This window comes from Nocardia blacklockiae, assembly GCF_015477355.1.
In the GTDB taxonomy this organism is placed as follows: Bacteria; Actinomycetota; Actinomycetes; order Mycobacteriales; family Mycobacteriaceae; genus Nocardia; species Nocardia blacklockiae.
Genome location: NZ_JADLRJ010000005.1, coordinates 29,791 through 49,986 on the forward strand (window position 1 = coordinate 29,791; position 20,196 = coordinate 49,986).

A 20,196-nucleotide genomic window follows, 5' to 3' on the forward strand; every position below is an offset into this window, starting at 1 on the left:
GGGCCACGGCTCGCACCACCTGTCATGCCAGCGCCTCCCGGGGTATCGCGGCTCGCACCGCCTGTCATGCCAGCGCCTCCTGCGGGACCTCGGTCTTCCACTCCGGCTTGCGGAATCGGAAGAACAGGTAGGGGATCAGTAATCCCACGACGCCCATGCCCGCCCCGATCAGCAGCACGTAACCCAGCGCGCTGCCGCTGCCGTACTGCGAGGGCGGCACGAAACCGATGAGGAACGCCGCCACCGAGGACACCGTGCCGAGCCCGCACAGCCCGATCAGCGCGGGTGCCCGATAGCCGCGCGGATGGTCGGGTTGCTTGCGCCGCAAGCGAATCGCGGCGAGGAACATCAGCACGTACATGATCAGGTAGACCTGCGTGGTGATCACCGAGAGGATCCAGTACGCGCTCGACACATTGGGAATGAAGGCGTACAGCAGCGCCAGGATCGTGGTCAGAACACCTTGGGCGACAAGCATGTTCTGCTGTACGCCGTGCTTGTTCACCCGAGTCAGCAGCGGCGGCAGATAGCCCTCGGTGCGGCCGATCAGCAGCAGTCCCTTGGACGGCCCGGCCAGCCAGGTGAGCATGCCGCCCAGTGCGGCCGCCACCAGCAGTACGCCGAGAACCGGTGTGAGGAAACCGATTCGGAAGTGGTTGAAGAAGCCGTCGAAGGCCTGCATCACGCCGGCGGTGAGACTCAGGTTGCCCGAGGGCACCACCCAGCTGATCACCACGGCCGGGACGATGAAGATGGCCAGCACCAGGCCGACGGCCAGCACCATCGCCTTCGGGTACTCCCGCCCCGGGTCCCGTAGCGAGGAGACGTGCACGGCGTTCATCTCCATGCCGGCGTAGCTGAGGAAGTTGTTCACGATCAGCACCAGGCTGGCCAGGCCGGTCCACGCGGGCAGCAGATGCCCGGCGTCCATCGGGGCCGCCGACGCGTTGCCTTGCGCGAGGAAGACGACGCCCAGCACGATCAGCAACACGCCGGGAATCAGCGTGCCGATGATCAGCCCCATACTCGACAGTCCCGCAACGGTTTTCGTGCCCTGGGAGGACACGTACACACCGGCCCAGTAGATCACGACGATCACGATCGCCACGTACAGCCCGTTGGATGCCAGCGCGGGGTGAATGATGTAGGCGAAGGTGCTCGCCACGTATGCCAGCAGGCTCGGGTAGTAGAAGATCGTCATGGCGAACTGGCACCACACGGCGAGGAATCCCAGCGGCTGCGACAGGCCCTCGCCCACCCATTTGTAGACCCCGCCGCTCCAGCCCGAGGCCAGCTCCGCGGCGACGAACGCGGTCGGCAGCAGGAACAGCAGTGCCGGGATCAGGTACAGGAACACGCAGGCCAGCCCGTAGACCGCCATCGTCGGCGCGGACCGCAGGCTGGCTACGGAACTGGTGGTCATCAGGGCCAGGGTGACCCAGGAGATGTACTTGGTCACCACGGCGGTCTTCGTCGCCCGGTCGGCCGGCACCGCTGTCGTCATCACCGCTCCTTGTGCTGCCCGCTATCCAGGGATGTTCGAGCAAACGGTCGAAACGGCACCGTTCCACCTCACTGTGCCACTTCGGGTGCGGTTCCGGACAGCGATTCCGGGCGCTCGCGAATCATTCGTTAACAATCCGCAATCAGTAGATATCGCGGCGTCGTTTGCCGGGAATGTGACCGAAGGCCCTGTCGAACCGATGCGTGTGGCGGTGGCGAGCGCCGCCGAGCCTGTGCCATCCTGGAATTGCACGAGCGGATAGTGAACTTTCAGCAACTTGAGTACGGCCGGCGAATCGACAAGCATCGCAACCAGTTTCGTGGTGAAGCGCGGATCGCTCAGTCGCGCGGCAACTGGTCTGCACGAGCGCACGCCAGGAGACGAGCATGCCCGATGACTCCCTCAGCCCCGACGATCTGTTCGCGCTGCCCCCGCTGGAGGCCGGCGCGCCCAAGACCACGTTCCCGGACGCGGAGATGTTCGCGGACGCCGCCTACCAGATCGTCCACGACGAACTGCTGCTCGACGGCGTCGCCCGGATGAATCTGGCGACCTTCTGCACCACCTGGATCGATGACCGGGCCCGCCGCCTGATGGACGAGTCGATCGACAAGAACATCGTGGACAAGGACGAGTACCCGCAGACCGCGGAGCTGGAGCGGCGCTGCGTGCGCATGCTCGCCGACCTGTGGCACGCGCCCGACCCGGCCACCACGCCGGGCACCTCCACCACCGGGTCCAGCGAGGCCGCCATGCTGGCCGGGCTGGCGGCCAAGTTCCGCTGGCGCAAGCGGGGCGGGAAGGGGATTCCGAACTTCGTCTGCGGTCCGGTGCAGGTGTGCTGGGAGAAGTTCGCTCGGTATTTCGACGTCGAGATCCGGCAGGTGCCGCTGCGCGGCGAGCGGCTGACCATGCACCCCGACGACATCGCGGCCCACTGCGACGAGAACACCATGCTGGTGGTGCCGACCTTCGGGCAGACCTTCACCGGCCTGTTCGAGGACGTCGCGGGTATCAGCCAGGCGCTCGACGACCTGCAGGCGCGCACCGGGCTGGACATTCCGATCCACGTGGACGCCGCCAGCGGCGGGTTCCTCGCCCCGTTCACCGCGCCGGAACTGGTGTGGGACTTCCGCTTACTGCGGGTGAAGTCGATCAACGCCTCGGGTCACAAGACCGGGCTGGCCCCGCTCGGCGCGGGCTGGGCGATCTGGCGCGCGGCCGAGGACCTGCCGCAGGAGCTGATCTTCGACGTCGACTACCTGGGCGGCAACATGGCCACCTTCAACCTGAACTTCTCTCGCCCCGGCGGCCAGGTGGTGACCTCCTACTACGAATTCATCCGCCTCGGCCGGGTCGGCTACACGCGCGTCCAGTCGGCGGCGTACTCGGTCGCGCAACACCTCGCGGCCGGCATCGAGAAACTCGGTCCGTTCCAACTCGTCCACGACGGCGACCCGATGCGCGGCATCGCGGCGGTCTCCTGGACCGCCCGCGACGGCCAATCCTTCAACCTCTACGACCTCTCCGACCGCCTCCGCACCCGCGGCTGGCTGGTAGCCGCCTACCCCCTCCCCGCCGACCGCGACCACGAAACCGTCATGCGCGTCCTGATCCGCCACGGCTTCAGCCACGACATGGCCGACCTCCTCCTCACCGACCTCCACCGAGCCCTCACCCAACTGGACAAACACCCACCCACCACCTCCCTCACCCAAGAGGAAGCAGGCGGCTTCACCCACAGCGCCACCCCCAAGATAAGCACCGAAACCTTGCGCCACACAACGGGTTTGGATCGCTAGTTGGTGGGGCCGAACGCGGGCGCGATACGCAGCCGACGTTTCGGCGCCGCATTTATCGGAGGGAGGTGGCGGCTGCGGTGGCTATGAGGGTGGCGATGGTGGTGAGGGTTGGGGAGTGGAGGCGCCATTGTTGCCAGTAGAGGGGGACGTCGATGTGGAGGTCGGGGGCTAGGGGGATTAGAGGGGTGGGGTGGGTTTCGGGGGTGGGTTGGGTTTCGGGGATCATGCCCCAGCCGAGGCCTAGGCGGACGGCCTCGGCGTAGCCGGTGGAGGAGGGGATGTAGTGGCGGGGTGGGTCGAGGGGGCGGCGGACGCGGCGGCGGATGAGGCGGTCCTGGAGGTCGTCCTTGCGGTCGAAGAGGATTACCGGGGCGGTGGCGAGGGCGCGGGCGGTGGGGCCGTCGGGGAACCAGGTGCGGGCGAAGTCGGGGGTGGCCATGGGGCGGTAGCGCATGGCGCCGAGGCGTTCGGCGCGGCAGCCCTGCACGGGTTGGGCGGTGGCCGTGATCGCCGCCATGACGGTGCCGTCGCGGAGCAGCCGGGTGGTGTGTTCCTCGTCCTCCCGGTGGATTTCGAAGCACACGCCTGCCGGTGCGCGGCCCAGGGCGGGCATCACCCAGGTCTCGAGGGAGTCGGCGTTGATGGCGAGCGGTAGGCGCACCGGAGCGGTGGAACTGTCGGATGTTTCTGCCGCAGCGCCCAATTCGCGTGCGGTATCGCCCGTGAGCAACTCGATCTGGCGGGCCAGGCGCAGCACCGCGAGGCCGGAATCGGTGGGGCGCACCGGTTTCGTGCGCTGCAGCAGGATCCGGCCGACCGTGCCCTCCAGCGCCTTGATGCGCTGACTCACCGCCGAAGGGGTGACCCGGAGCCGGCGGGCGGCGGCCTCCAGCGTGCCCTCGGCGACCGCCGCGTCCAGCGCGCGCAGCTGGTCGAGTTGCAGGTCCATATGAAGCGATCCTAATGATGGTTGAGAATCTTTAGCTTGTCTGATTACCGTAAAGATTCCTAACGTCGACGGACGTGAACGTTTCCGCCGTGCTACCAGGTCTGGGCTTCGGGCTGTCGCTGATCGTGGCGATCGGCGCGCAGAACGCGTTCGTGCTGCGCCGCGGCATCCACGGGACGCACATCCTCGCGGTGATCGCGGTGTGCACCCTGTCCGACGTGGTGCTGATCGCGGCGGGCGTGGGCGGCCTCGGCGCCTTCCTGGCCTCCGCGCCGGTACTGATGGAGGTGGTGCGCTACACCGGCGCGGCGTTCCTGCTCGGCTACGCGGCGCTCGCCGTGCGCCGGGTGCTTTCCCCCACCGTGCTCACGGCCGCGGACGAATCCGCCACGAAAGACTCCAGTAACCCGATGGGCACGACCCACCCGGCGGGCTCGATTGCGCCGAACGACCGGCCGCATCAGGAAGGCGGGCCCGACTCGGGCAACATGTCCCCCATCGCCGCCGGGCCGGTCGGCGCAGCGACCTCACTCGGCACCGCGCGCTTTACGACCGTACTCACCCCCTCGGCCGCAGCATCGAAACCACAGATGCCCCAAGCACTTCCGGCATTGATCCCCACGGTCCTCACCTGCCTCGCCCTGACCTGGCTCAACCCGCACGTCTACCTGGACACCGTGGTCCTGATGGGCTCGTTCGCCAATACCTACGGCCCGGACCGCTGGGCCTTCACGGCGGGCGCGATGCTCGCCAGCGTGCTGTGGTTCACGGCTCTCGGTTACGGCAGCCGCCTGCTCGCGCCGGTGTTCGCCCGCCCCGCGGCCTGGCGCGTGCTGGACGCCGCCATCGCGCTGATCATGGTCACGCTGGGAGTGAGCCTGGTCCTGCGCTGACCGAGCCCGAGGCTCAGGCGGCGCGCGCCGAAACTGCCGGCTCCCAGCGGTAGACGTCCGGCACCGCCTCGTGGAACAGCGCGAGATCGATGGCGTCGAGCATCGCCTGCCGCGGCCCGGACCGATCCAGCTGCGCGGCCGAGACGGCCAGCCGCAGCACGCCGCCGCGCCGGGCGGTGCGCGCGGCGCTCATCACCAGCGCGTGGCACCACCACGGCTCCGCGCGGAAACCCTCGCCGATGCCGTGCACCCAGGCCCGCTGCGCCACACCACGTTCCAGGTCGTGCACCGCCGAGAGCGCCAGCGCCAGCCGGAAACCCACGTCGGGCAGCGCCGCCAGCGCGCCCTCGGACGAATTCCAGCGCGGCGCGGCGAACAGCCGGGTCCGCAGACCGGCCCCTTCGAGCACCCGGTCCGCGGCCATGAGCCGCAGGCGCGCTTCGTGTTCGGGCAAGGCGGCGAATTCCGCCCGCCGCCGCTTGGTGGCCGCCTGGTCGTAACCGTGCAGCACGATGGCGTCGCCCGCCGCCCGGCGCGACCGCAGCCAATCCTGTGTGCGCGGATCGTCGGCGAGCCGATACTTGCCCTTCAACCGCGGCGCGACCAGCAACGACAGCGGGACGCCGCGGCGGTCCATCTCCTCGGCGAACGCCATGGCCGAGGCCCTGGTGGTGTCGCGGATGCCCGACACCGAGACCAGCAATTGTGCACGCATAGTGGCGCGTACCCCCTTTCGGTGCTGCCAACCACACCCACTGTGCGTGGGCCAGGTGTCGGCACCGTGCTGCGCGGGTGACGCGCCGACGAATTCGCGCTACCGAATCAGGCGTCGGCCAGGCCGACCGTGTCCAGCACCCAGGCGTATTCGAACGCCACTTCCTTCCACTTCTCGTAGCGCCCGCTGACACCGCCGTGGCCCGCGGACATCTCGGTCTTGAGCAGCAGCGGCGCGTCGCCGGTCTTGGTGGCACGCAGTTTCGCCACCCACTTGGCCGGCTCCACGTAGAGCACCCGGGTGTCGTTGAGACTCGTGATGGCCAGGATCGCCGGGTAGTCCTTGGCCTCGACGTTCTCGTAGGGCGAGTAGGACTTCATGTACTCGTAGACTTCCTTGTCCGCCAACGGGTTTCCCCACTCGTCCCATTCGATGACGGTCAACGGCAGCGAGGGATCCAGGATCGAGGTGAGCGGGTCCACGAACGGCACGTTGGCGAGGATGCCGGTGAACAGTTCCGGCGCCAGGTTGGCGACCGCGCCCACCAGCAGCCCACCCGCGCTGCCGCCGTCGGCGACCATCCGATCCGGCGCGGTGACCTCGGTGTCGACGAGATGCCTTGCGCAGGAGACGAAGTCGGTGAAGGTGTTGCGCTTGGTGAGCGTCTTGCCGTGCTCGTACCAGAGCCGGCCCATCTCCCCGCCGCCGCGCACGTGCGCCACCGCGAACACCATGCCGCGATCCAGCAGCGACAGCCGCGACACCGAGAACGCCGGGTCGATGCTGGCCTCGTAGGAGCCGTACCCGTAGAGCAGCAAGGGTTTCGGGCCGTCGCCGAGGTCCTTGCGACGCACCAGCGAGATCGGGATCCGGGTGCCGTCCGCGGCCACCGCCCAATCCCGGTGCTGCTCATAGTCGTTCGGGTCGTAGCCGCCGAGTACGGCCTGCTCCTTGCGCAGCGCGAGGTTGCCGGTGGCGGGCGTGTAGTCGAAGACCTGCATCGGGGTGATGAACGAGGTCACGCCGAGCCGCAGCGTCGGCTGGTCCCATTCCGGGTTGGAGCCGACGCCCGCGGCGAACAGCTCCAGGCCGAAGTCCAGCTCGCGCAGCTCCCCGTAGCCCTCGGAGGTCAACGGCCACACCGCGACTCGCGACAGCGCCTCGCGGCGGTAGGACAGCACCAGGTGGTCGGCGAAGCAGTCGATGTCCTCGAGCCGCACGTCGTCGCGGTGCGGGATGAGGATCGTCAGCGCCGCCGGGTCGTCCACGGGGGCCTCGGCGAGCACGAAGTTCTCCGCCTTCACGCCGTCCACGACGTCGTTGTGCAACACCAGGAAACGGTCCTGCCCGCCGATCACCGCGTGCTCGGCCGAGTATTCGACGCCCTCGCGCCGGGGCAGCAGGACCCGGAATTCGCCTTCGGGATCGTCGGATTCGAGCACCCAGCCCTCGCTGGTGATCTTCGAACCGACCCAGATCATCAGATACTTCTCCGAGCGGGTGGCGCCGATGCTCACCCAGTAGCGCTCGTCCGGCTCGTGAAAGACCTTGGCGTCCTGGTCCTTCGGCGTCCCCAGGCGGTGCCGCCACACGGTGTCGGGCCGCCACGACTCGTCGACGGTCTGATAGAAGACGTGCGTGCCGTCCAGCGACCAGGTGGCGCCGGGGGCGGCGCCCGGGATCTCGTCGGCGAGCAGCTCGCCGGTGCGCAGGTCCTTGAAGCGCAGCACGTAGCGTTCGTCGCCGACGGTGTCCATCGAGTAGGCCAGCAGCGCGCCGTCGTGGCTGACCGAGAACGCGCCCAGCGCGAAGAAGTCGTGGCCCTCGGCGAGCGCGTTGCTGTCCAGCAGCACCTGCTCCCCGGCGATCTCGGTGTCGACCTCGAGTCGCGGCGGCGTCCAGTCGTCCGGGTCGCTGATCGGGCAGCGGCAGTGCACCCCGTACTGCTTGCCCTCGAAGCTGCGCGAGTAGTACCAGTACTCGCCCATCCGGGCCGGGACGGACAGGTCGGTCTCCTGCGTGCGCGCCTTGATCTCGTCGAAGATCTTGTCCCGCAGCGGCCCCAGCCGGGCGGTGTGCGCGTCGGTGTAGGCGTTCTCGGCCTCGAGGTAGGCGATGACCTCGGGGTTCTCCTTGTCGCGCAGCCATTCGTAGTCGTCGACGAAGGTGTCGCCGTGATGCACCCGCTCGGTGGGCACCCGCTTGGCTATCGGCGGCGTCAGCCCGTCGGGCCGCGACGGTGTGCCCGCGGCCGCTGCGTCGCCGGCGGGGTTCGTTCCGGTACCACTGTCGAGAGCCATGCGCTCCACCGTAGTGCGCGGCGCACGACGGTGGTCGCCAACCCCGGGCCCGGCGGGTTATCCGAGCCCGGTCGAGCGCGGCGCCGGTCGGCGCAGGTCACGCGGGTTGTCGCGGGCCGTGCGGCGGGAATCCATCAGGAAGTACAGCGCGGCCTTGCGGCGTTGGCATTGATCGGTGGGGCAGCTGCTGTGGATGTGCAAGATGTTGTGTGCATGCTCGACGGTGAGGTGCCGGGGCACCACCGCGCAACTGTCGAAGACGGGTGCCATGCGGTGCTCCATCCTTGTCGTGCCTGGGGTGTGGCGCGGCGCACATTTCCGACTGGGTCGACTGGTCGACGCCGTATATCCGCCACAATCAGCTGGGTTTCCGATTCGGTTGCGAGGTAAACCACGAGAATGTCACGAGCCGCCGACAAATGCCGGTGGTCGGCGACGTTTCGAGATCATTTGCCACACCCTCGTGACCGGGCCGTTTCCGGCGCGCCGGCGGGGTCGCGGGCAACCTCCCGCAACCGTCCGACCGGCGGCGACCGTGACAACCGCCACGCCCGCCCCGGACCCGACATCAGTTCCGATCGAGTTGCATTGTTTATCCGGGCGAAGCCGGGGAAATACGCTCCGGATCTGTCGCGCCGGTCAATTCGCCGACCGCGTCCGGGAACCGCCGGAAAAATGACGAATCACCATTCCCCGGGCGGCGGGACCCCGCGACCGGCTACTGTCTACGTCGACGCCGCCCGGACCCGTTCCGGACGGCGGCCGAAAGTGCCCGCACCGGACGGGCTTTCGGACGTTCGGCACCAGGTTGCCCGGCGGCCCGCCGGATTCGGACCCGCACAGGAGCAGATGTGGAAGCGAAGAACCGCGAGATCGAGCCCGACGCCGTGTGGCACCGCAGCAGCGCGTCCGGCGGTGTCGAGGTGGCCTTCCTGGCCAGCGGCAATGTCGGTCTGCGCGACGCGAAGAACCCCGACGGCCCGACGCTGATCTTCACCCCCGGCGAGTGGCGGGCCTTCGTCGCGGGCGCCAAGGACGGCGAGTTCAACCGGCCCGACGCCACCCCCGCGCAGTCCTGACCTAGGCGCCGATCGCGCCGCCGATGGTCGGCCACGAGGCGTGCAGGGTGTCCTGCCAGTACGACCACGAGTGCGTGCCCACCGGACTGCGATCGATGCGCGCCGGAATGCGCAGGCCTTGCAGCCGCTGCTCGAACGCCGTCACGCACATGTCCACGCCGGCCTCGATTGGTCCGCCGAAGAACAGGTTCTCCGGCAGCTGCGGTTTGATCTCCGCCTCGTGCGGCCCCGGAATGCCGGTGCCGGTGGACAGGTAGATGGTGGTGCCGCGCAGCCGGTCCGCCAGCAGCGCGGGATCGTGCGCGCCCCACTCCGGGCTGCCCGGAGCGCCCCACATGTTGCCCGGGTTGCCGCCGCGATTGGCGATGGAGAACAGGATCGCGCCTTGGGCCAGGCCCAGATCCGGGCAGGCGCTGTAGCCGGCGACCGCGCGGTACAGACCCGGGTTGCGCGCCGCGAGCACGAAGGCCGCGATACCGCCCATGGACAGGCCGCCGATCGCGTTCGTGCCGTCGCCGTCGAAGGTGGCGTCGATGATCGGCGGCAGCTCGCGGGTCAGGAAGGTCTCCCACCGGTAGCGGCCGAACCGCGGATCGTCGCTCTGCCAGTCGGTGTAGTAGCTGGCCTGACCACCGAGGGGCAGCACCACATTGACGTTCTTGCCCGCGAAGAACGGCTCGGCGTCGGTGGCGTTGGTCCAGGTGCTCTGCCGCTCCCCCGGATCGAGGCCGTCGAGCAGGTAGTAGGACGGGCGCGGACCGCCCCCGGCGGGGTGCAGCACCTGCACCTGGATGGTCCGGCCCATGGCGGGCGATTCGACGAACACCGCCGAGCGCGTCGGGCTCATTTCATCGATGCCGACGACGTGGGCCGCGGCAGCGCGCGGCGGCGGCCCGGCCCAAGGCCCGAACACACCGAGAGCAAGAGCGAGCACAACAGCAGCAACGGCTTTCCGCCGCATCACGCACCTCCATCAGCCCAGCACGAGTGCCAATAAAAGTAACGCACGACCCGAAAGAGCCGGTCGCATCGAACCGCTGGCGTTTCATCAGCAAACCACGCGTTCCGCCCCCGCCGCACCGAAACGCGATCAGCCGGGGGCCGAGCGCTCCAGCGCGCCGCGAATGGATCCGGCCAGATAGTCGAGATCGGCGCGGGCCGGGCTGGTCGGCCGCCCGCGCAGCCCGAACCCGTCGCCGGGCGTGCGCGGGATGACGTGCAGGTGCACATGGAACACCTCCTGCCCCGCCGTCACACCGTCGGCGAGGAAGAAGTTCACCCCGTCGCAGCCGACCTCGGACGCGCGCAGCGCCGCCGCGAGCCGCTGGCCCACCCGGAACAGCTTGCCGCCGATCTCCGGATCCAGTTCGGCGAGACTGCGCGCGGGCACCTTCGGGATCACCAGGAGATGCCCGGGGGTCATCGGCCGAATGTCCATGAACGCCAACACTTCGTCGTCCTCGTAGACCGTGGACGCGGGGGCGCGGCCGGCGACGATATCGGCGAAGATCGTGTACGGGTTCATGACCGATCAGCCTACGTCGCCGGGGCGCCCGGCAGGTCGGCTAGAGGATCGGTGAGGGGGTGTAGCGCGCGGCGTCGGGGTCGGCGTCGACCAGCTTCTGCACCTGGGCGACGACATCGGCCACCTGCGCCTCGGCCGCGCCGACGAACGCCGACTTGTCGTCCAGGGCCGCGTCCAGGGCGGCGCGGTCCAGCGGGAAGCGCTCGTCGGCGGCCAGGCGGTCGAGCAGATCGGGTTCGCGGCCCTGTTCGCGCATCGCCAGCGCGACGGCGACCGCGTGCTCCTTGATGACCTCGTGCGCGGTCTCGCGGCCGACGCCCGCGCGGACCGCCGCCATCAGCATCCGGGTGGTGGCGAGGAACGGCAGGTAGCGGTTCAGTTCGTTGCCGATCACGGCCGGGTAGGCGCCGAATTCGGTGAGCACCGTCAGGAAGGTCTCGATCATGCCGTCGACGGCGAAGAAGGCGTCCGGCAGCGCGACGCGACGCACCACCGAGCAGAACACGTCACCCTCGTTCCACTGCGCGCCGGCCAGTTCCGCGGCCATCGAGGCGTAGCCGCGCAGCACCACCTGCAGGCCGTTGACGCGCTCGCAGGAGCGGGTGTTCATCTTGTGCGGCATCGCCGAGGAGCCCACCTGGCCCGGCTGGAAGCCCTCGGTGACCAGCTCGTGCCCGGCCATCAGGCGCACGGTGTGCGCGAAAGACGAAGGGCCCGCGCCCAATTGGACAAGCGCGGAGAGCACGTCGTGGTCCAGCGAGCGCGGGTACACCTGCCCGACGCTGGTGAGCACGGTCGCGAAACCGAGGTGCCCGGCCACCTTCTGCTCCAGCTGCGCCAGCTTCGCCGGATCGCCGCCGAGCAGGTCGAGCATGTCCTGCGCGGTGCCCATCGGGCCCTTGATGCCGCGCAGCGGATAGCGGTCGATCAGCTCGCGCAGCCGGGTCAGCGCGATCAGGACCTCGTCGGCGGCGGAGGCGAACCGCTTGCCCAGGGTGGTCGCCTGCGCGGCCACATTGTGCGAGCGCCCGGCCATCACCAGCCCCTGGTACTCCGCGGCGCGCTCGGCCAGCCGGGCGGCCACCGCGACACCGTGGCGGTACACGTGCTCGAGCGACAACCGGATCTGCAGCTGCTCCACGTTCTCGGTGAGATCGCGGCTGGTCATGCCCTTGTGGATGTGCTCGTGCCCGGCGAGTGCGTTGAATTCCTCGATGCGCGCCTTCACGTCGTGCCGGGTGACGCGCTCCCGCTCGGCGATCGAGGACAGGTCGACCTGGTCGAGCACCCGCTCGTAGTCCTCGACGACCCCCGCCGGCACGTCCACGCCGAGGTCCGCCTGCGCCCGCAGGACCTCCAGCCACAGCCGTCGCTCGAGCACGATCTTGTGCTCGGGCGACCACAGCTGGACCAGTTCGGGGCTGGCGTACCGGGTGGCGAGGACGTTCGGGACAAGACTCACGGCGACAGTCTAATGTTCTGCCACTCGGCCCCGATTCGAGCCGGGCTACTCGCGGGCGGCCCGGCTCAGGCGGTGGTGTGCTGGGAGAGCGGGTGCGGCGGCGGATGCGGTGCGGGCGCGTGCTGCGTGGTCACGTGCTGTGGGGTCGGCGGGGCGATCACATCGATCAGCTCGAGCAGCGCCCCGCGGGCCACGCGACGCGGTTGCGGATCCAGTTCGGCCAGCGCGGCCACCACCGCGCCGTCGACCACCGCGACCAACCGCCGCAACTGCTCGATCCGCACCACCCGATCGGACCGGCGCAGCACATCGGCCAGCAATTCCTCGAGCTGAGCTCGTAGTCGTAGCTGCACGTCCCGTAGCTCGGGATGGCGGGCCGAGGCCACCGATCGCTCGTAGCGCGCGATGAGCTGGCCGCGCTCGAATTCGTTGTGGCCGTCCACGCCGACCAGGAGGTCCAATATCAGGTCGACGGTCGCGTCGGCGCCGCGGCGGCGATGGGTCACCTCGCCGACGCGGCGGCGCATCGCCTCCAGTTCGGCGTTGCCGCTGAACTCGACCGCGCGCGCGATCAGATCCTCGAGCGATTCGAAGTAATAGGTCGTCGACGCCAGCGGCAGGTCCGCGCGGGTGGCCACCGAACGGTGGCGCACAGCGTCGAACCCGCCCTCGAGCAGCAACTCGGCGGCAGCCGCGACCAGGGCTTGGCGACGCCGTTCGCCTTTCGGTGTCGTCGCGGTGATCACCGTGTCATCGTGCCAGTCATCATCAGCTCATCCGTGCCAAATCGGTGCGATCTATGACAATTCAGGTTCGGGTGGGCAAATGCGCCCGCGGTGTTGAAAAAACAACCACCGCTTTTCTACCGCATCCGGGCGGCCAGGGTGGGCCGGAACGAAAAGTCTTAGCGCGTCGATGCTGCTCAGACGGGCGACCTGTTCACCTGTCCAGATATTGCCGGAGCCGCGTCAGCGCCTCCTCGATGTCGGCGGTCGCGCCCGCGAACGAGAAACGGACCGTGTGGTTTCCGTTGACGGTGTCGAAGTCGATGCCCGGGGCGATCGCTACGCCGGTGTGCGCCAACAGGTCCGCGCACCAGCGCACCGAATCGTCGGTCAGGTGGGCGATGTCGGCGTAGGCGTAGAACGCGCCGTCGGCCGGGGCGAGTTCGGTGATGCCCAGCTCGGGCAGGCCGCGCAGCAGCAGCCCGCGGTTGTCGGCGTAGCGGCGGACGTGGTTGTCGAGTTCGGTGCGGGCCTCCGGGCCGAAGGCGTGCACCGCCGCGTACTGCGAGATCGCGGGCGGGCAGACGGTCATGTTGGAGGCCAGTCGCTGCAGGGCCGGGCGCAGGCCCGCGGGCACCAGCATCCAGCCCAGCCGCCAGCCCGTCATGGAGAAGTACTTCGACACCGAGCCCACGACCACGGCCTCGCGGGAGGTCTCCCAGGCCGAGGCGGTCGGTTCGGTGTCGGCGTAAGTGATGCCGTGGTAGATCTCGTCGGAGATCAGCAGCGTGCCGTGCGCGTCGCACCAGCGCGCGAGGGCGGCCAGTTCGTCCGGCGCGATCATGGTGCCGGTCGGGTTGGCGGGGCTGGCGACGATCAGCCCGGCCGGCGGTTCGGGCAGCCGCTCGAGCATCTCGACGGTCGGCTGGAAGCGGGTCTGCGGGCCGCAGTCCAGTTCGACCACCCGGCAGCCGAGCGCGGCGAGGGTGTTGCGGTAGGCCGGATAGCCGGGCCGGGCGACGACCACGGTGTCGCCGAGGTCGAAGGCGGCCAGGAAGATCAGCGTGAACGCGCCCGACGAACCGGTGGTGACCACCACGTCGTCGGGGTCGACCGGCACGCCGTAGGTGCGGTGGTGGTGCCCGGCGATCGCCTCGCGCAGCGGCAGGATGCCGAAAGTCTCGGTGTAGCCGAGCAGTTCGTGGTCCAGCGCGGCCTGCGTGGCCCGCAGCACCGGCGCGGGAGCGGGCGTCGACGGCTGCCCGGCGGCCAGCACGAGCACGTCGCCGTGGGTGCGGGCGCGCTCCGCGGCCGCCTTCCAGACATCCATGACGTAGAAGGGCGGAACGGTCGACCGACGGGATTCACTGCGCACCCGGACGACGGTAGAGCACGCCGCACGCCCGCGGCACGGCGGTTTCTGAGACGATCCTGAACTCCCGCCTCGTCGACTGCGAGTCGGGCGATCGCCCTGTTATCGTCGGCAGAATGCCTGACCAGGCACGCCGTGCGCAGCTTTTACCAGGGGGCGGGTCGGTTCTCCGTCCGGACTGGCGCTCGACGCTGCGACGAGAACGAGCGGCGCGCCGACGGCGGGCGCGGGCCGCCGCGCGGTGGGTGCGCACGTCGCTGGCGGAGTCGGCGCGGCGGAGTCGGCGGACGATCACCGAATTCGATTGGCGCGCTTATCTGCACCGGGATTGGCGGGCCTGGTTCCACGAGCAGGGGCCGCGGCTGCGCGGCTGGCTGCTGCGGCACCGCGTCCTGGTGGCGGGCGTGGTCGTGGTGGCGTTGTGTGCCGCGGCCGATGCCACCGGGCCGCGGCCCGTGGCGGTCGAGCCGGGGCCCGGCAGCGCGCAGCGTGTTCCGGTCGCGTATCCGCTACAGGTGCGCGCCGCGCCGGATTCGAGCAAGCGCTATCTGAACGCCATCAACAACGGCGAGCACATCCGCGAGTCGCAGGTGGTCGCCGCGGCCGCCCGCGCGACCCTCGAACGCGCCAAAGCCGAAGCGGCGGCGGCGGTTTCGGGACAGCCCGCGCCCTGGCTGGGCGGCACGGTCACGCCGCTGCCGGGCGGCGCGCTGCCGGGGCTCGGCGGTTTCGTGCTGCCCGCGCGGGGAGCGTTCACCTCCGGCTTCGGGCAGCGCTGGGGCACCTTCCACGCGGGCATCGATATCGCCGCGCCGATCGGCTCGCCGATCTACGCCGTGACCGACGGGACCGTCATCGACGCCGGCCCGGCTCAGGGCTTCGGCCTCTGGGTCCGCATCCGCCACGACGACGGCACCATCTCGGTCTACGGCCACATGTACGACTTCTTCGTCTCGGTCGGCGAACGCGTCCGCACCGGCCAGCAGATCGCCCGCGTCGGCAACCGCGGCGACTCCACCGGCCCCCACCTGCACTTCGAAATCCTGGTCAACGGTCAGCACGTGGACCCACAACCCTGGCTCGCGCTACACGGCCTCCAGCTGGGCTGAGCGAACCCCGCTCAGACCTCGGCGGGGATCGAGATGCGCTGTTCTACGGCCGCCAGGGCGATGTCGGTGCGGTAGTGGCTGCCCGGGAGTTTGATGCTCGCGATGCGGGCGTAGGCGCGCTCGCGGGCCTCGGTCAGATCCGCGCCGGTGGCCACCACGTTGAGGACGCGGCCGCCCGCGGACAGCAGGGCGCCGTCCGCGCGCAGCGACGTACCGGCGTGCAGCACTTCGGTATTCGGCTCGGCGGCCTCGACGCCGGTGATCACGTCGCCGGTACGAGGGCGGCCGGGATAGTTCTCCGCGGCCAGCACCACCGTCACCGCGGAGCCCTCGTGCCAGCGCGGCGGCTCGGCCGCGGCGAGGGTACCGGTGGCGGTGGCGTGCAGCAGCGCGCCCAGCGGGCTGTCCAGCAGCGCCAGCACCGCCTGGGTCTCGGGATCGCCGAAGCGACAGTTGAATTCGACCACCGCGGGCCCCGCCTGCCCCATCGCGAGCCCGGCGTAGAGCAGGCCCGAGAACGGCACGCCGCGCCGGACCATCTCCACCGCAACGGGTTTCACGACGGTGTCGACGATCTCGGCGACCGCCGTCGGCGGCAGCCACGGCAGCGGCGTGTAAGCGCCCATGCCGCCGGTGTTGGGGCCGGTGTCGCCGTTGCCGACCCGCTTGTGGTCCTGCGCGGGCAGCAGCGGCACCACGGTCTCGCCGTCGACCAGGCAGAACAGCGACACCTCGGGACCGTCGAGGAACGACTCCAGCAGCACCGGGTGACCCTGTTCGAGCAGTTCGGCGGCGTGGTCGCGGGCGGCCAGCCGGTCGGTGGTGACCACCACGCCCTTGCCCGCGGCGAGCCCGTCGTCCTTCACCACCCAGGTCGGGCCGAACCGGTCCAGCGCGGCGTCGAGTTCGCCCGGGTGGTCGACCACCTCGCTGTGCGCGGTGCGCACCCCGGCCGCGGCCATCACGTCCTTGGCGAACGCCTTCGAGCCCTCGATCCGGGCCGCCGCGGCCGACGGGCCGAAGCAGGCGATGCCCGCGGCCCGCACCGCGTCCGCGATGCCCAGCACCAACGGCACCTCCGGCCCGATCACCACGAGGTCGGACCCGAGTTCGGTGGCGAGCGCGACCACCGCCTCGGCGCTGCAGGGATCGACGGGGCGGAGCTGCGCCTGCTGCGCCATGCCGGGGTTGCCGGGCGCGGCGACCACGGCACTCACCCCCGGATCCCGCCGCAGGGCCAGCACGAGGGCGTGTTCACGGGCTCCGGAACCGATGACGAGTACTCGCACGCGACACAGCTTAGGTGACGGGATCACACGCTCCGCCGGGTATCGACCGGACGACCAGCGGCCCGTCACGTCCGGTTCAACCGGAGTTCACCGCGGCGAGCGACTCGGCCCGGTGACCGTCCGCCATAGACTCACCTCCATGGCTTCTGTATTCAGCGCGATCATCGACGGTCAGCTGCCCGGGCGGTTCGTCTGGGAGGACGACGAATTCGTCGCGTTCCTCACCATCGCCCCGGTCACCCAGGGGCACACGCTGGTGGTGCCGCGCAAGGAGATCGACCAGTGGCAGGATCTCGATCCCGACACCTTCGCCCGGATCAACGCGGTGGCACAGAAGATCGGCCGGGCGGTGCGGGCGGCCTGGGAGGCCCCGCGCGCGGGCCTGCTCATCGCCGGCCTCGAGGTGCCGCACCTGCACGTGCACGTCTTCCCCGCCTTCGACCTCGCCGATTTCAACATCTCCCAGGCCGACCCGGAACCGAGCCAGGAATCGCTGGACGAGGCCCAGGCCAAGATCAAGCAGGCCCTGCGCGACCTCGGCTACGGCGCCAACGTGCCCGACTGAGTCAGCGCGGCAACCGGACGGTGAACGTGGTGCCCGCGCCGACGGTGCTGGTCACCCCCACCGTCCCGCCGTGCGCGGCGACCAGCGCCTGCACGATCGACAACCCGAGTCCGGTGCCGCCGCTGTCGCGACTGCGGGAGGCGTCGGTGCGGTAGAAGCGCTCGAAGATCCGCTCGACCTGGTCGGGCGGCAGGCCGGGCCCGGTGTCGGCGACCTCCACCACCACCTCGTCGGCGGCCGGGGTCAGCCGCACCGTGACCGCCGCCTCCGGCGGAGTGTGCACCAGGGCGTTGTTCACCAGGTTGGACAGCACCTGCCGCAGCCGCGCCGCGTCGCCGGGCACCTCCAGAGTGCCGGTGCCGGAACGTATTTCGAGGTCGATGCCGCGTGCCGGCCCGGCCGGGCGGCGGGCCGCGTCGACCGCGCGGGCGCTGTGCACGGCGTCGCTGGCCAGGGCGAGCAGATCGACCGGGCGGCGTTCCACCGGGCGCTGCGCGTCGAGCCGGGCGAGCATCAGCAGGTCCTCCACCAGCAGCCCCATCCGGTTCGATTCGCTCTCGATCCGGTTCATGAACAGCGCCGGATCCGGCAGTGCCCCTTGCCGATACAGCTCGGCGAAGCCCTTGATGGTGGTGAGCGGGGTGCGCAGTTCGTGGCTGGCGTCGGCGACGAACTGCCGCATCTTGGCCTCCGAGCGCCGCGCCGACTCCTCCGAGGCCTCGGTGGCGGCGAACGCCTGCTGGATCTGGGTGAGCATGCCGTTCAGCGACCGGGAGAGCCGGTCGACCTCGGTGTCGTTGCCGCGCACCGGAACTCGGCGATGCAGGTCGCCGCCCGCGATGGCGGCGGCGGTCTCCTCGACCTCGCGCAGCGGCCGCAGGCTGCGCCGGATCACGAACTGCGCCACCACCGCCAGCGCGGCCAGCACGATCGCCCCGACCAGCACCTGCAGTCCGATCAGGCGGTCGACGATGTTCTCGGTGCCGGTGAGCGGCAACGCCACCACGCTCGTGCCGTCGGCGTCGGTGACCCGCACGGCCCGCCAGTGCTCGCCCGGATTGCCGACCGTTCCCACCGTGCGCGGGTGGCGGCCGAGGTCCGCCGGGATGTCGGGCGTCGTGCCCGCGTCGTCGATCGTGAGCCGCAGGGCGCCCGACGCATCGGTCACCCGCACATAGAGCGGCTCGAGTGTCCGCATCGGGCGCATCGACGGCCGCGCCGGCGGTGGCGGCGCGCCCGGCCGCGCGAATCCGTTCACGGCATCGGAGATCTCGCGATCCACACGGTCGATGAGGATGCGCTGCATCACCGAGGTCACCGCGATCCCGGAACCCAGCAGGCCGAGCCCGGCCAGCAGGACCAGGGCCAGCACCAGCGTCACCCGCAGCGGCACCGCCGCCAGCCGGCGCGACACGGCGGCGCGCACGGTGCGCCCGCGGCCCGAGAAGGTGGACGGCACGACCGCGACGGCAGCGTCACCGGCCTGCCGCGCGCTCATTTCACCGACGACTTGCTGCGGCTGGGCGCGCGCATCACGTAACCGACCCCGCGCAGGGTGTGGATCAGCCGGTCCGGCCCGGTGTCGACCTTCTTGCGCAGGTAGGAGACATAGGTCTCGACCACGCCGACCTCGCCGCCGAAGTCGTAGCGCCACACGTGATCCAGGATCCGCGGCTTGCTGAGGACCGTGCCCGCGTTGACCATGAAGTACCGCAGCAGGGTGAACTCGGTGGGCGACAGCGAGACCGGTTCGCCGGCCTTCCACACCTCGTGGGTGTCGTCGTCGAGTTCGATGTCCTCGAACCGCAGCCGGGAGGACTTGCGCTCCTCCACGGTGTGGCCGGCGCGGCGCAGGATCACCCGCAGCCGGGCGACGACCTCCTCCAGGCTGAACGGCTTGGTGACGTAGTCGTCGGCACCCAGCGTGAGTCCGGTGATCTTGTCCTCCACCTCGTCGCGCGCGGTGAGGAACAGCACGGGCGCGTCGATGCCGTCGGCCCGCAGCCGCCGCAGCAGCCCGAAGCCGTCCATGCCCGGCATCATGACGTCGACGATCAAGGCATCCGGACGGAAGACCCGGGCCCGGTCCAGCCCCTCGGCCCCATTGGCGGCCGCGGCGACCTCGAACCCCTGGTAGCGCAGGCTCACCGTGAGCAGTTCGACGATCATGGGTTCGTCGTCCACCACCAGGACACGGGCCTCGGGCATCCGATCGGCAGGCTGACCATTCATGACGCCCATGCTCCTCCCCGGGCCGCCGAGGACGCTGTGCCTTCGCTGGGAGTTTCCTGGGAGCGCCTTCCGACCTGCGTCTACCCCATCAAGAAACCCGGCCGCCGAGGCAGCCGGGTCGATGAGAGCCCCCTGTCAGGATTGAACTGACGACCTTTCGCTTACAAGGCGAGTGCTCTACCACTGAGCTAAGGAGGCGGAAAAGCGGTGTCATCATAACCGGATCGGGCCGGAGACACCGAAAGAAGCAGGTGCGCGAAGGGACCGACGCGGCGGCTGTGGGACGGGGTGTCGCACAGCCGCCGAATCGGTTGTCCCTGCGCAGTATCTATCGGGTACTGCGGGTCAGGACTGAGCGGCCTGCCGGGCCGCGTCGTCCGCGGCCATCGCATCACGCAAGCTCTTGGGCCGCATATCGGTCCAGTTCTTCTCGACGTATTCGACGCAGGCAGCGCGGCTGTCCTCGCCGAACACCACTCGCCAGCCGGCCGGTACCTCGGCGAAGGCCGGCCACAGGGAATGCTGCTCCTCGTCGTTCACCAGAACGAAGAAGCGGCCGTCCTCATCGTCGAACGGGTTGGTGCTCATTTCACCTCACTGGATACGTGCGCTGTGTACGGGAACGCGGCGGGGGCGCGAACTCCCCCCGGGCGTTGTGTCGACCCTAGCAAGGCC

Annotated in this window: 19 protein-coding genes and 1 tRNA gene; 5 read left to right on the forward strand and 15 right to left on the reverse strand. The window is 69.9% G+C overall.

Annotation, left to right across the window (positions count from 1 at the left end; all coding sequences use genetic code 11):
• Positions 1-64: 64 nt before the first annotated feature.
• Positions 65-1,504 (reverse strand): glutamate/gamma-aminobutyrate antiporter GadC, encoded by a 1,440-nt coding sequence (gene gadC, locus IU476_RS16350; protein ID WP_195101078.1) that lies wholly within the window; start codon positions 1,502-1,504, stop codon positions 65-67.
• Positions 1,505-1,890: 386 nt separating this feature from the next.
• Between gadC and gad the strand changes: the two genes are divergently transcribed.
• The gene (gene gad, locus IU476_RS16355; protein WP_195101079.1) at positions 1,891-3,306 is read left to right on the forward strand and encodes a glutamate decarboxylase; all 1,416 of its coding nucleotides are present in this window, start codon (positions 1,891-1,893) and stop codon (positions 3,304-3,306) included.
• Between the two features lie 52 nt (positions 3,307-3,358).
• On the opposite strand, the gene IU476_RS16360 is transcribed toward gad, so the two are convergent.
• Entirely contained in the window at positions 3,359-4,255 is an 897-nt protein-coding gene (locus IU476_RS16360) for a LysR family transcriptional regulator ArgP (protein ID WP_195101080.1), read from the reverse strand.
• A gap of 74 nt (positions 4,256-4,329) precedes the next feature.
• On the opposite strand from IU476_RS16360, the gene IU476_RS16365 reads away from it, so the two are divergent.
• The gene (locus IU476_RS16365) at positions 4,330-5,148 is read left to right on the forward strand and encodes a LysE/ArgO family amino acid transporter (protein ID WP_195101081.1); all 819 of its coding nucleotides are present in this window, start codon (positions 4,330-4,332) and stop codon (positions 5,146-5,148) included.
• A gap of 13 nt (positions 5,149-5,161) precedes the next feature.
• On the opposite strand, the gene IU476_RS16370 is transcribed toward IU476_RS16365, so the two are convergent.
• The 3 genes from IU476_RS16370 to IU476_RS16380 all read right to left on the reverse strand — a co-directional run bounded on the left by IU476_RS16370 (position 5,162) and on the right by IU476_RS16380 (position 8,433).
• A complete protein-coding gene (locus IU476_RS16370; protein ID WP_195101083.1) occupies positions 5,162-5,863 on the reverse strand; it encodes a DUF2334 domain-containing protein in 702 nt (233 codons plus the stop codon).
• A 107-nt stretch (positions 5,864-5,970) separates the two neighbouring features.
• Positions 5,971-8,163 (reverse strand): S9 family peptidase, encoded by a 2,193-nt coding sequence (locus IU476_RS16375; protein ID WP_195101085.1) that lies wholly within the window; start codon positions 8,161-8,163, stop codon positions 5,971-5,973.
• Between the two features lie 57 nt (positions 8,164-8,220).
• Entirely contained in the window at positions 8,221-8,433 is a 213-nt protein-coding gene (locus IU476_RS16380; RefSeq protein ID WP_195101087.1) for a hypothetical protein, read from the reverse strand.
• 581 nt (positions 8,434-9,014) lie between these two features.
• On the opposite strand from IU476_RS16380, the gene IU476_RS16385 reads away from it, so the two are divergent.
• Complete coding sequence (locus tag IU476_RS16385) at positions 9,015-9,242, forward strand: DUF397 domain-containing protein (RefSeq protein WP_195101088.1); 228 nt, start codon at positions 9,015-9,017, stop codon at positions 9,240-9,242.
• A gap of 1 nt (position 9,243) precedes the next feature.
• Here IU476_RS16385 and IU476_RS16390 read toward each other — a convergent pair whose 3' ends face one another.
• From IU476_RS16390 to IU476_RS16410, 5 genes are all read right to left on the reverse strand, one after another.
• The gene (locus tag IU476_RS16390; protein ID WP_195101089.1) at positions 9,244-10,203 is read right to left on the reverse strand and encodes an alpha/beta hydrolase; all 960 of its coding nucleotides are present in this window, start codon (positions 10,201-10,203) and stop codon (positions 9,244-9,246) included.
• A gap of 129 nt (positions 10,204-10,332) precedes the next feature.
• Positions 10,333-10,767 (reverse strand): HIT family protein, encoded by a 435-nt coding sequence (locus IU476_RS16395; protein ID WP_195101090.1) that lies wholly within the window; start codon positions 10,765-10,767, stop codon positions 10,333-10,335.
• Between the two features lie 40 nt (positions 10,768-10,807).
• The gene (gene purB / locus IU476_RS16400) at positions 10,808-12,229 is read right to left on the reverse strand and encodes an adenylosuccinate lyase (RefSeq protein ID WP_195101091.1); all 1,422 of its coding nucleotides are present in this window, start codon (positions 12,227-12,229) and stop codon (positions 10,808-10,810) included.
• A 65-nt stretch (positions 12,230-12,294) separates the two neighbouring features.
• Positions 12,295-12,975 (reverse strand): TetR/AcrR family transcriptional regulator, encoded by a 681-nt coding sequence (locus IU476_RS16405; RefSeq protein ID WP_195101092.1) that lies wholly within the window; start codon positions 12,973-12,975, stop codon positions 12,295-12,297.
• 193 nt (positions 12,976-13,168) lie between these two features.
• On the reverse strand, positions 13,169-14,329 hold the full coding sequence (locus tag IU476_RS16410) for a pyridoxal phosphate-dependent aminotransferase (protein ID WP_195101094.1): 1,161 nt from the start codon (positions 14,327-14,329) through the stop codon (positions 13,169-13,171).
• Between the two features lie 113 nt (positions 14,330-14,442).
• Here IU476_RS16410 and IU476_RS16415 point away from each other — a divergent pair, with 113 nt between their 5' ends.
• The gene (locus IU476_RS16415; RefSeq protein WP_195101097.1) at positions 14,443-15,435 is read left to right on the forward strand and encodes a M23 family metallopeptidase; all 993 of its coding nucleotides are present in this window, start codon (positions 14,443-14,445) and stop codon (positions 15,433-15,435) included.
• A gap of 11 nt (positions 15,436-15,446) precedes the next feature.
• On the opposite strand, the gene purD is transcribed toward IU476_RS16415, so the two are convergent.
• Complete coding sequence (purD, locus tag IU476_RS16420) at positions 15,447-16,724, reverse strand: phosphoribosylamine--glycine ligase (protein WP_195101099.1); 1,278 nt, start codon at positions 16,722-16,724, stop codon at positions 15,447-15,449.
• A gap of 139 nt (positions 16,725-16,863) precedes the next feature.
• Between purD and IU476_RS16425 the strand changes: the two genes are divergently transcribed.
• Positions 16,864-17,289, forward strand: coding sequence for an HIT family protein (locus tag IU476_RS16425; protein ID WP_195101101.1), 426 nt, complete (start codon positions 16,864-16,866; stop codon positions 17,287-17,289).
• A 1-nt stretch (position 17,290) separates the two neighbouring features.
• On the opposite strand, the gene IU476_RS16430 is transcribed toward IU476_RS16425, so the two are convergent.
• From IU476_RS16430 to IU476_RS16445, 4 genes are all read right to left on the reverse strand, one after another.
• Positions 17,291-18,787, reverse strand: coding sequence for a sensor histidine kinase (locus IU476_RS16430; protein ID WP_228823806.1), 1,497 nt, complete (start codon positions 18,785-18,787; stop codon positions 17,291-17,293).
• Positions 18,784-19,521: a response regulator transcription factor gene (locus IU476_RS16435; RefSeq protein WP_438944022.1), complete on the reverse strand. Its 738-nt coding sequence runs from the start codon at positions 19,519-19,521 to the stop codon at positions 18,784-18,786. The genes IU476_RS16430 and IU476_RS16435 overlap by 4 nt, the downstream gene beginning before the upstream one ends.
• A 126-nt stretch (positions 19,522-19,647) precedes the next feature.
• Positions 19,648-19,719: transfer RNA gene (locus IU476_RS16440), tRNA-Thr, on the reverse strand.
• A gap of 147 nt (positions 19,720-19,866) precedes the next feature.
• Entirely contained in the window at positions 19,867-20,109 is a 243-nt protein-coding gene (locus IU476_RS16445) for an MbtH family protein (RefSeq protein WP_019931522.1), read from the reverse strand.
• Positions 20,110-20,196 lie beyond the last annotated feature (87 nt).